This window comes from Cyanobacteria bacterium GSL.Bin1 (assembly GCA_009909085.1).
Lineage (GTDB): Bacteria > Cyanobacteriota > Cyanobacteriia > Cyanobacteriales > Rubidibacteraceae > Halothece.
The window spans coordinates 1-9,736 of record JAAANX010000137.1 but is presented as its reverse complement, the minus strand read 5'-3'; the positions used below and the strand labels follow the sequence as shown (position 1 = coordinate 9,736).

Sequence of the window (9,736 nt, the reverse complement as noted above, 5' to 3'; positions counted from 1 at the left end):
AAATTTTTCCTATTTTGTTTAATCTGATTCTCTCACCACTTTGGGTTTTTACTTTGTCTTGAAAGCTCTCTCTTGTTTGAATCTGGTGTCAATCTTTAATTTGATGCGTTTACCCTGCCCGTTTTTGCTGCTTTTCTAACTTTTTTAATTAACTTGAGAGCTTCTTGATTACTAAGCGTTCTCCCTTCACTAATTTCAATGTTAAGATCAACTAGTTCGCGACAAACCTCTGGTTTATTTCCCATCGTCGCGCGTTCCCTAGCGCCGTGCGACGGCGCGGGGTCGCTCCTCTTCTTCGATTTCCAAAAACTCTCTGCACCATTAATTAAAGCCCGAACAATGGTCTGGCTAATCGGTTCTCTGGTTCCTGTTGCGGCTGCCCTGAAGAATCCGTTTTGGGGAAGATTATCTTCTAATAGTTGATAATCATCACTTTCTGTTCCCAATCCTTCTTGCGCGATCGCGCTTGCTTTCTCTCGCATCGGATCATTTGCAGGGGCAACTAAAGCGGATAAATAATGGGCAAACGCTGATTTTCCTGTACCATAGACACTGGTTAATGTCCAAGCCCGATTTCCCTCACTTTGAGAGAATTTGCCCACAATCCGTCGCAAGCTATCAATGGCGCGATCAGTGAGAACATATCCCTCTAAGCTAGATGGCACCTCTAAATCCCGTTCTAAATTCACTGAACGAGAGTAGCGACGGCGAAGACGAATATATTGCGAGAGGGGTTTTTCGGTCATGACACATTCCCGTTACGAGCTTGGAAATACTTGTCTAGGATATCGTCTGCTAGCGTTAATGGGTGATCTCTGAAAGAAAACTGTATTAATCCTGCTGTATCCGAAAGCATTAAGGAATCGCAAGCAGCCGTCATTGCTTCGATCGCGTCGTAAATCGCACTTTCTCCTAGCTTAAAAACTAACCCAGGGCTGCCCATTTCATAAGCAAGGGTAGCAATGGAGATGGTTTTCTGCGTTCCCCGACTCGCTGCAAATTCTAAACAACTCGCCACAATCACTGCTGGGGGTAATGTCAGTTTATGTCCCACCTTAAAGAGATAATGTTTAGAATCTCCTGTGCTTTGGATGAGGTTTAGAGTTGTAAACGGGGAATCAATGGAATCTTCACTCAGCTTTTTCGGATCCCCTTGTTCCACATACATTCGCAGCAGACAAGTCACATCTTTTTTGATCGAAGAATCGGCAATTTTTCTTCCTAGTTGATGGGTGTAATCTTGAATTTCCCTAGTTAAGTCATCTGCTGTAAATTCCACTTGCCGAAATAGATTAAAAACATAGTACCAAGCTGCTGCTTCACAAGTGGGTTTTAGCAAATTCCAATGCAGTAACCATAACGAAGCGGGATCTTCTAAAAAAGGATCCCATGCGCCATCACCGAGTAGCTTTTCACCCAATTCAGTCGGTTGATCATCTTGTAAAACTTTAAACGCCCGACACCAATATCGGATGGAACGCACCATGTTTTTTCCCACGCCAAGGCGCACAGGTGCATCGTCTTGTAGAAAAATGTTTGAATTTTGACGGGCAGCATCAAACCCTTTTTTCAACCAGCTAAAACGAGGATGAAAGGTTTCGTGACGGGCAAAAGTTAAAGTAAATTCTTTATCAGGAGTTGATTGAGGAATGCCTTCTACATTGAGTTGAGTCATAGGGGATTTAATCTTTCGCTAGGTTCAGTTTACTGGATCTCTAACTAGCAAAATTCTCATTTCCCTTCAAAGGCGTCGAGAATTTCTGCGGGTAATGGATCATCGAAATCATCAGTTACAGCGAATTGCCCCGCATCTCAACCATAGGATCGGGGTTGTTGATCGCTCACAATCGCGCTGATCAAGAGTTTCTAGCCCTTTGAATCCCTTCATTGCCGTAAGGGGTGTTCTTTGGATTTTACCTCATGTCTATTACCACTTCTCAAGCCTGCTTCTCTTACACTGGCAACGGCTCTCTCGAAGTGATATTCTTACTGCGCGATCGCGCTGTTTAATTACATCTTGGGTCAGTAAGGCTTGTTGATAGTCTAATTCGGTTTCTCCATGTGCTTTTGCTGTCTCTAATAAGGGTGTAATTAAAGCTAACGGTAACACATCTGCAGCTAAATCTCGCAGTGCCTCTTTCTCTCTTGCTTCATCGTTTTTCAGTTCATTAATTTTTCGTTCTAATTGCGATTGTTGAGAGGCAATTTTTCCGCCTTCTGAGATAAAGTTTTCGGAGGCAAGGCGATGCGTTTCATTCGCTTTCTTGAGGTCTGCTTCTAGCTGATTAAATTGCGCTTCTGCTTGCTTATATTACTTTTTTTGGTCATTCAGCTTCGTTTCAATTTCCTCTAATGTTTTCAGCGTCGTTTGATTTGCCAGTTGTTTGCGCTTGCGATTGACTAAAACCTCTAAATCTTCCCCTAACTTTTCCGCTAATTCTAATCCTAATAACGCTTGAATCGCATCTTTCACTTGTGGCGGCGGAACCTCTAAGTCCGCTAACTCTTTTACTTGTTCCCCATCAAATAAAAATAGATTAGAAATGCCTAAAGGGAGTAAGTTTTCAATATATTCATCCCAAATATTAGTCAGAGCGCGATCGGGCCAATCATCCACTAAAATACTTAACGTATCCTTATTATCTCCCTTTTGCCAACTGCGCGTAATTCTAAAGACAACTAATTGATTATCTAATATCTCTTCAAACGCCAATTCAATGCGGGTTTTATTCTCACTATGACGATTCACTGCTTGCGATAAAAAGTCACTATAACTCAGATTCCCTCGTGTGGAACATTGCGCTCGTTGTCCGTAAAACGCCAAGCGAATGGCATCCATAAAGGTTGTTTTTCCACCACCATTCATTTTTATCTTGACAGGAGCCATGACACTATTTTTTGTCTTTCCTGCTCAAGCCCAATTGACAATTACGGACACAGGCAACGTGATAATTGGTCAAGGAAATGACCCCTCAAAATTGACCGTTAATGGGCCGATTTCTACTCCTAATTCGATCTCTACTCTTGGTCAATTGGAAGGGGCGACCTTAAACATTAGTAATAAGGCTTCGATCAATATTGAGGGAGCGATCAAAGCTTCTAGTTTGACGACAACTGGAGCGATCAAAGGTTCTAGCTTGACTATTAGTGGACCACTCACAGGTTATGGAACTGTGCCAATTGGAGGAATAATTGACTGGTGGAGACCGAATGGGTCAACAATGGAAGTTCCAGAAAATTTTGTTATTTGCGACGGCACGACAATTCAGGACAGGCAAAGCCCTTTCTACGGAGAAAAAACACCAGACCTAACGGATAAATTCACACGAGGGGTCCAAGAGTATGCTCGTATTGGCCAGGCAGGAGGCCAGGTAGAAACATCGGGAACAGTAGAGGTCAGCTTACCGAATACCACTGGTTCAATTTCCACTGTTGTCCCATCAGCAGCCAATACAAACTTTGGTCTAATTGTGCGCACGAATCCAGAGACAAACAATTATCGCTTCTCCTTAAGCAGGAGTGACGTCGATTGGCACGATGGACAGCATGTTCATAACTTGGGAGGTAAAGCAAGCGGAGAAACTGGACAGATCGAGACTATCCCTACGTTGGCTTACTAAAAATTATACGGATTAAATAACCTCAGATGAAGTAACCATGGATAAACAGCAGCACAAGGCTCCGAGATTACTAAGAGTTCTGATATTGATTGCTATTGTAATCACATGCTTTCTCACGTTCGGTTTTTACAGAGTGCCAGAAGCAGCCGCCGTAGCAGCACATCTCAACTCAACCTCCACCGAGCAAGGGTTCAAGATCAAATATGAGAGCGACACACGGGCGCAACTGATCGCCCCTGATGTCAACTATATCCGTCTATATTTCCAGCCAAGGTCAATACCAAAGAATGTGAGAATCCAGGTTTCAGACGTGAACAATCAGTCTTCCCAGCACTTTGATGCAGATACGTTGGAGACGTGGTCATATAGCACAGCTTATTTCAAGGGAGATACCGTTATCGTAGATACTGTCACTGAGTCTGTGATGAATTTACTCAAAGGCGTGCGAGTGGAAACAGACCGCGATGCCAAATTTCTACGAACGGAAGCGGAAGAAGCCCCTGGAGTCATTGTTGGTCCGGATGACCGAGTCCACTCTGAGAATCCTGCTACGGCACGGATGGAACCGATAGGATGTACTGGATGGTTGACCTCTGCTGGCGTTGGTCTTTCTGCAGGACATTGCTTTTGCCAGAATGTGGAAAAAGGTATTTGCCAGAATCCAAAACCGATCACCACACAGCAAATACTCCAGTTTGATGTACCACCTTCCCTCCCTGATGGTACGGAACAGCCTCCACCGGCCAAAGATCAGTTTCCGATTGATATGGGTTCTATCAAATTTGCAGAGGTAGGTTTTGACAACGGACGAGACTGGGCAGTCTTCCGCATTAAACCAAACACAGATGGCACATCGGTGTTCGCATCCCGTCAAGCCTTCTTCCAGCTGGTAAAAACAGCCCCAGCACCAGAAAAAGGCACTTATATAACAGTCACGGGATATGGTGTAGATGATAAACCACCAGGAACTAAAGGTGGCAACAATGCGGCTTCCCAAACAGAGCAAGAAGCTCTTGGACAAATCTTGGAAGTGATTGACAAGGAAAACCCTAGCAGACGAATCTTCTATTATGATGCAGACTCATCGGGAGGCGATTCAGGCGGTCCATTACATCTACCAGGATCGCTGATCGCAATTGGAATACATGATGGAGGGTACACAAACTGTAAGCCACCAAACTGCAATTATGCGACTGGAATAGCCAATGAAAATCTGCTCAACGCAATCGGTGCCCTTGCACCGGGGGACAAAGCAAAGTTCATTGATGCGCGATCGCCTAGTTGGGTAGGAGAGCCAAATGGTACTATCTTGCAGCCCTACCGTACTATTGAGGAGGCTCTCACTCAGAACATCTTGCCCCAGGATCTCGACATTGTTGCTGGATACTATGCTGGCCGAGGCTTAACTATTAACAAAGCCAGTGCCAAATCTGCAACCATCTATGCAGTCGCTGGTAATGTGACGATTGGACCAGTCCCGAGACCATTGCCTTTGGGCAAATAACTCTATTTGAAGTCTTCGAGAAATTCTCTAATTCACTATTTGTATCTATTCTACTGAGCTGGAACGTTTGATTTGAGTCAAGACGCGATCGCGCTGGCAACAATGGTTAATAAAGCAAGTAGCGCAAATAGCGTTAAAGGATCCGGTAAACGGTTGCCAATGCGTTCAATATAGTTCAGCGTTGCTGTTAATCCTTTGCTTGGAGTAGATTTCGGTGAGGGTGATTCACTCATAAACAACTTTTAGTGACATTGAAGTGAGATTCGCTCACAGAGAGTCTGAAGTGATCTAGCATTTTAAGGCAAATCAGTTTGTAGTTCCTCCAATTTGTCTGCCACAATACCGGTTGTAATTAAATCTTCTGCTTTGGCTAAGCCCGTTTCTAAGTCGGGACAAACGCCACATAACCAGAGATAAATTCCCCCATTCCAAAGCGCAGCTGACATTAACTCTCCTGGTTTGCCAGCTATCACGGTTTGTAACTGTTCTATTAATTTTTCTGGCGATTCGAGCAAGACATCGCGTCCGGCAAACCCATAATTTTCGGGGTGCAAATGCAACCGTTGAAATCCTTTTTCCGGTTGATTAATGCCCACGATCCCTGTGCGGTTTCGAGCGAGATCGCAACTTCCTTCTAACCCTTTTACGGTAATCAGTTGTTGCATGGGGCGTAACGGAAAAACTTCTCGGAACCGATCCTCAGTGGGCGGATGGACAAATCCAGAAATCATATTTGCTGTGCCCGCATAGGGTGACCAAATCAGTTCAATGGTCGCAAAAGGAGGACGTTTGCCAATTTCTTCCCGATAGGGAATCAAGTTGTGGGCTTGCGGAAAGTGTTGGGGAAGGTAGTAGAAACCAATGCCCGTTTTGGTGAGGAGTTGTTGGCTACCGGCCAGAGAAAGCGAACGATAGTTAACGCCTAAAGCTTCCCAAATCTTAACAAAGGGAATGCCGTATTTGGTCGGCATACAGTTGCCCCCATGAGAAATCACCGGAACGCCCACACTCGCTAGTAAAAGGAGCGTGATCGGAAAAACGGGAGCAGTGCGCGATCGCGCATCATAAGGCACACCAAAAACGGTAACGGGATACTGCTGATCGGTGGTTAAAGCAGGAATTTGCCCTCCCATTTCGTCATACGCATCTAACATCCCTGCTAGTTCTTCTGCGGTTGGACGTTTAATGCGATGAGCAATCATAAACGCCCCGATTTGGGCTGGTGTCGCTTCTTGTTGCAACATGAGGCGAGTCGCTGTCGCCGCTTCGGCGCGGGTTAAATCTTTGCCGGTGTGGGGACCACTACCAACTTTTTTCAGGAGTTCTCGGAAAGATGCGCTCATGATTTTAGTTCTAGAGAAGGACAAACTTCCGGCGTTAGGTCAACGGTGGTTGGGGTAGACAGTTGTTGGACCAGTTGACGAAACGCTTTAATTGGGGGAATTTCGGCGCGATCGCGTGTGGTAGCAAACATCACTTCTCGGGTCAGCGTCGCTTTTTGATCGCTGTTTTCGCTCGTTTTATTCCCAATGGTACGAATGGCAAGGGTGGGATCATGATGGGCGTCTATCAGTGCCGACCTTGGCAGTAACGCAATTAACTCCCCTTGACGAATGACGCCGCGAAAAGCATCCAAAGTATTCAATTCCATTGCGGTTTGAATAGTGGCATTTTGCTGAGAAAACCAATTTTGTACCAGGCGTTGCATCCCATAGCCATCCTTAAAAACAATATGGGGATAAGCCGTTAATTCTGACCAAGCGAGTTGCTTGTACTTGGCTAAGGGATGATTCCCTGCCATTAAAACTTCAATCGGTTCTTCAAATAGTCTATCAACCAACATTTCTGGACTAGCCATAAACGCCGGGTTATTCATCACCACGGCAACATCGACTAACCCATCTCGTAAGACTTTCAAGGCGCGATCGCTGCCTAAAGCAGTGACTCGCAGTTGCACATGAGGATATTGACGGCAGAAGGTCCGTAATACCGGGGGTAAATGGTAAGAACAAACCGAATGAATTGCTGCAACACACAATTCCGGCTGTTTTCCTGCCATCAAATCATCGAGTTCTTTGATGCCAATCGACCATTCTTGACAAATTTTACGAGCGCGAGGCAAAAAACGTTCTCCGGCGACGGTTAATTTTGCCTGATGAGAACGATGAAACAAAGGAACACCCAGCGCATTTTCCAATCCCTGGACTTGTCGGCTAATCGTAGATTGAGTAACGCCACATTTTTTGGCAGCTTGTCCAAAGTTACCGGTTTCAGTGATAGCTAAAAACGCTTGCAATTGCTCGATCCGCATTTGTGTAGTCTCAGTTACACTTTACGATGAGAATAACGGATTTTTTCCTTACGTTTCGTGCATTTTGATACACCTACGGGAGTTTTTTTAAAGCTGCTTTGGCATGAAGTTTGACCGTTGCGGTTTCATCTTGGGTTAAGTGTGACAGCAATTCTTTTCCAGTCGTGACACTTAAATTACCGAGGGCAAGGGCTAAACTGTGTTTCAGGTGAGCATTGTTTTGCGCATCTGGCATCTCTTCATAAAACTGCACTAACATTTCAGCAATTTCTGTTTTGAAAATAGCACTCTTCCAACGTCCTAAAACGGTGACGATTTCTGCTTGCAGGGAATTGGATTCCTCCTTTAGACAATGGGAAAGAATCGCAAGGGTTTGTTCGTTTTCTTGGTAACTGAGACTGCGGATAATTTGCTCTTTGAGAGAAGCAGGGGTAAGACTTGAGTGCAAACATTCCGTGAGGGCTGTAATTGCTGCTGCAGTCCCGATTTTTCCCAACGCGATCGCGCAGTGAGAACAAATATCTAAATTAATATCGTACAACAAGGGTTTTAATGCCGAAACGACAGCCTCAGGATCACCATCTTTGCCTCTGACGCCACAAGCAATCACTGCTTCTTGTCGCACTTGGGCATGAGTATCTTGTAAGGCTTTCATTAAAATTGGGATGATCTGCGAATTACGAAAACGACTCAGCGCTTCAATCGCCTGAGTGCGAATTTCTGGCTGCGGATCATCGACCACTTTCATCAGTGGCGTCATGATTTCCGGTTCTCGCAAATAAGCTAAGGCTTCTACAGCACGGAGTCGGGTTTCTGGATTGGTTAATGCTTCAGTCAAAATAGGAATTGCAGTTTTCCCTTTTTTGGCAAGAGCATTGGTACAAGCAGTGATCACTTCTGGGTCACTGTCTGTATTTAGAATTTCAGTGAGCGTAAACAGGGCAGGACTCGCATTAATTTGGCCCAAAATAGCGGCTGCTTCACAACGCAAATCCAGATCCGCTGCCTCATTATGGAGTAAATGAGTTAAGGGCGCGATCGCGCTTTCGCCAAATTTAGGCAGATACTTTGCCACTTCCCAACGCTGCTGAAAATCTCCATTGAGAAAGGCATCCCAAACAATTTGCCATGCTTCTTCTTTTTCTTTCGGCGGTAAATCAATCGACTGTTTCTTATCAGCAGATAACGGTAATTGTTGTAAATATTGATACAATTGTATGGTCATTAGTCATTAGTTATTAGTCATTAGTCATTGGTTCACCGTCTCTCCTTGTCTCCCTTGTCTCCCCCTCTGCACGTCTTTACCGATCAGTGTGAAAATTCTAACCGAAAAATGATTTCCTCCTCAAAATTAGGCCCCCATTCCTGAATATTCTTTTAATCCGCGTCGCCATAACCAACGATTCAATACAAAAAAGAGCGCTCCCCAAACTAGAGTAACAATAACGCCTTGAATGATATTGACCGGTAGCCCCATTAAAAAGGCAGCGGGAAAGTGAACCATGTAAGGAAAAGGCGTCAAAAGGGCAAGTTGTTTTAAGAAGGGGGGAAAGACTTCTAATGGGGCAATCATCCCCGAAAGAAACAAATAAAACAACAGAGAAAATTGTTCTAAGGCAGTGGCACGTTCCGTCCAAAAAGCAAATAAGGCCCACGTATATTGCATTAAAAAACGCAAAGCAAACGCGATCGCGCACCACAAAATAAACCCCAAGATTTGCCAAACACTGGGGTACCAAAGCGCATCCGGGTAGAGAACAAAACAGAGAATAATTAACCCTGCTGCAAAGGGAAAACGAGCCAATCTTTCCGAAACATGACCCGCCACATGATGCCAAACCGGATCTAATGGTTGCAACAAACGAAAGGATAAACGTCCTTCTACAACCTCGCGTTCAAATTCCCAAATCACCCAAACCACAGTAAATTGACGGACAATAAATACCCCTAAAAAGTAGCGAATAAACTCGGTTGGCGTTAAATCAAACTGTCCTTGCTGTCCTGCTTGCACCCAAACCCCCATTAAAATAATTGGCAGAGAATTGGATAATACCCAAAAGTACAACTCCGCCCGATATTCCAGCATATAGGCGTAATAGACCGATAGCAGCGTCCAAATTTTGCGGAATTGATATTTCAGCATAGAGCAAGAGTTTAGAGGATTAGCCCTGATAATCTAGTAGGACTTACGCATTGACAGAATGGTAAGATAATGCAGTCGATTACTGAAGCTGAGGTCTGGGATCATTAGACAAACTAGCAAACCCTCTACTGCACGGTGCGGTCTTGAACACTACACCT

At 44.6% G+C, this 9,736-nt stretch carries 9 protein-coding genes and 1 pseudogene; 2 read left to right on the top strand and 8 right to left on the bottom strand.

What is annotated here, in order from left to right; translation table 11 throughout:
* Positions 1 to 95 precede the first annotated feature (95 nt).
* The 3 genes and pseudogenes from GVY04_17020 to dndD form a co-directional block, all read right to left on the bottom strand.
* Positions 96 to 746 (bottom strand): hypothetical protein, encoded by a 651-nt coding sequence (locus GVY04_17020; protein NBD17766.1) that lies wholly within the window; start codon positions 744 to 746, stop codon positions 96 to 98.
* The gene (locus tag GVY04_17015; GenBank protein NBD17765.1) at positions 743 to 1,675 is read right to left on the bottom strand and encodes a DUF4007 family protein; all 933 of its coding nucleotides are present in this window, start codon (positions 1,673 to 1,675) and stop codon (positions 743 to 745) included. Before GVY04_17015 ends, GVY04_17020 begins: the two co-directional genes overlap by 4 nt.
* Positions 1,676 to 1,927: 252 nt before the next feature.
* Positions 1,928 to 2,887, bottom strand: a pseudogene (gene dndD, locus GVY04_17010) (DNA sulfur modification protein DndD).
* On the opposite strand from dndD, the gene GVY04_17005 reads away from it, so the two are divergent.
* Complete coding sequence (locus GVY04_17005) at positions 2,886 to 3,620, top strand: hypothetical protein (GenBank protein NBD17764.1); 735 nt, start codon at positions 2,886 to 2,888, stop codon at positions 3,618 to 3,620. The pseudogene dndD and the gene GVY04_17005 overlap by 2 nt on opposite strands.
* Positions 3,621 to 3,657: 37 nt before the next feature.
* A complete protein-coding gene (locus GVY04_17000) occupies positions 3,658 to 5,124 on the top strand; it encodes a trypsin-like serine protease (GenBank protein ID NBD17763.1) in 1,467 nt (488 codons plus the stop codon).
* A 77-nt stretch (positions 5,125 to 5,201) separates the two neighbouring features.
* Here GVY04_17000 and GVY04_16995 read toward each other — a convergent pair whose 3' ends face one another.
* From GVY04_16995 to GVY04_16975, 5 genes are all read right to left on the bottom strand, one after another.
* Positions 5,202 to 5,357 carry a hypothetical protein gene (locus tag GVY04_16995; protein ID NBD17762.1) on the bottom strand — a complete coding sequence of 52 codons (156 nt, stop codon included), beginning with the start codon at positions 5,355 to 5,357 and terminating at the stop codon, positions 5,202 to 5,204.
* A gap of 63 nt (positions 5,358 to 5,420) precedes the next feature.
* Entirely contained in the window at positions 5,421 to 6,467 is a 1,047-nt protein-coding gene (locus GVY04_16990; protein ID NBD17761.1) for a hypothetical protein, read from the bottom strand.
* Positions 6,464 to 7,435: a LysR family transcriptional regulator gene (locus tag GVY04_16985; protein NBD17760.1), complete on the bottom strand. Its 972-nt coding sequence runs from the start codon at positions 7,433 to 7,435 to the stop codon at positions 6,464 to 6,466. The genes GVY04_16990 and GVY04_16985 overlap by 4 nt, the downstream gene beginning before the upstream one ends.
* A gap of 73 nt (positions 7,436 to 7,508) precedes the next feature.
* Positions 7,509 to 8,654 (bottom strand): HEAT repeat domain-containing protein, encoded by a 1,146-nt coding sequence (locus GVY04_16980; GenBank protein NBD17759.1) that lies wholly within the window; start codon positions 8,652 to 8,654, stop codon positions 7,509 to 7,511.
* 132 nt (positions 8,655 to 8,786) lie between these two features.
* Entirely contained in the window at positions 8,787 to 9,578 is a 792-nt protein-coding gene (locus tag GVY04_16975) for a multidrug ABC transporter permease (GenBank protein NBD17758.1), read from the bottom strand.
* Positions 9,579 to 9,736: the final 158 nt, after the last annotated feature.

What these genes read in the sequence shown, in the direction of transcription:
- GVY04_17020 (NBD17766.1), bottom strand. Translation starts at nt 746, where the DNA reads ATGACCGAAAAACCCCTCTCGCAATATATTCGTCTTCGCCGTCGCTAC.
- GVY04_17015 (NBD17765.1), bottom strand. Translation starts at nt 1,675, where the DNA reads ATGACTCAACTCAATGTAGAAGGCATTCCTCAATCAACTCCTGATAAA.
- GVY04_17005 (NBD17764.1), top strand. Translation starts at nt 2,886, where the DNA reads ATGACACTATTTTTTGTCTTTCCTGCTCAAGCCCAATTGACAATTACG.
- GVY04_17000 (NBD17763.1), top strand. Translation starts at nt 3,658, where the DNA reads ATGGATAAACAGCAGCACAAGGCTCCGAGATTACTAAGAGTTCTGATA.
- GVY04_16995 (NBD17762.1), bottom strand. Translation starts at nt 5,357, where the DNA reads ATGAGTGAATCACCCTCACCGAAATCTACTCCAAGCAAAGGATTAACA.
- GVY04_16990 (NBD17761.1), bottom strand. Translation starts at nt 6,467, where the DNA reads ATGAGCGCATCTTTCCGAGAACTCCTGAAAAAAGTTGGTAGTGGTCCC.
- GVY04_16985 (NBD17760.1), bottom strand. Translation starts at nt 7,435, where the DNA reads ATGCGGATCGAGCAATTGCAAGCGTTTTTAGCTATCACTGAAACCGGT.
- GVY04_16975 (NBD17758.1), bottom strand. Translation starts at nt 9,578, where the DNA reads ATGCTGAAATATCAATTCCGCAAAATTTGGACGCTGCTATCGGTCTAT.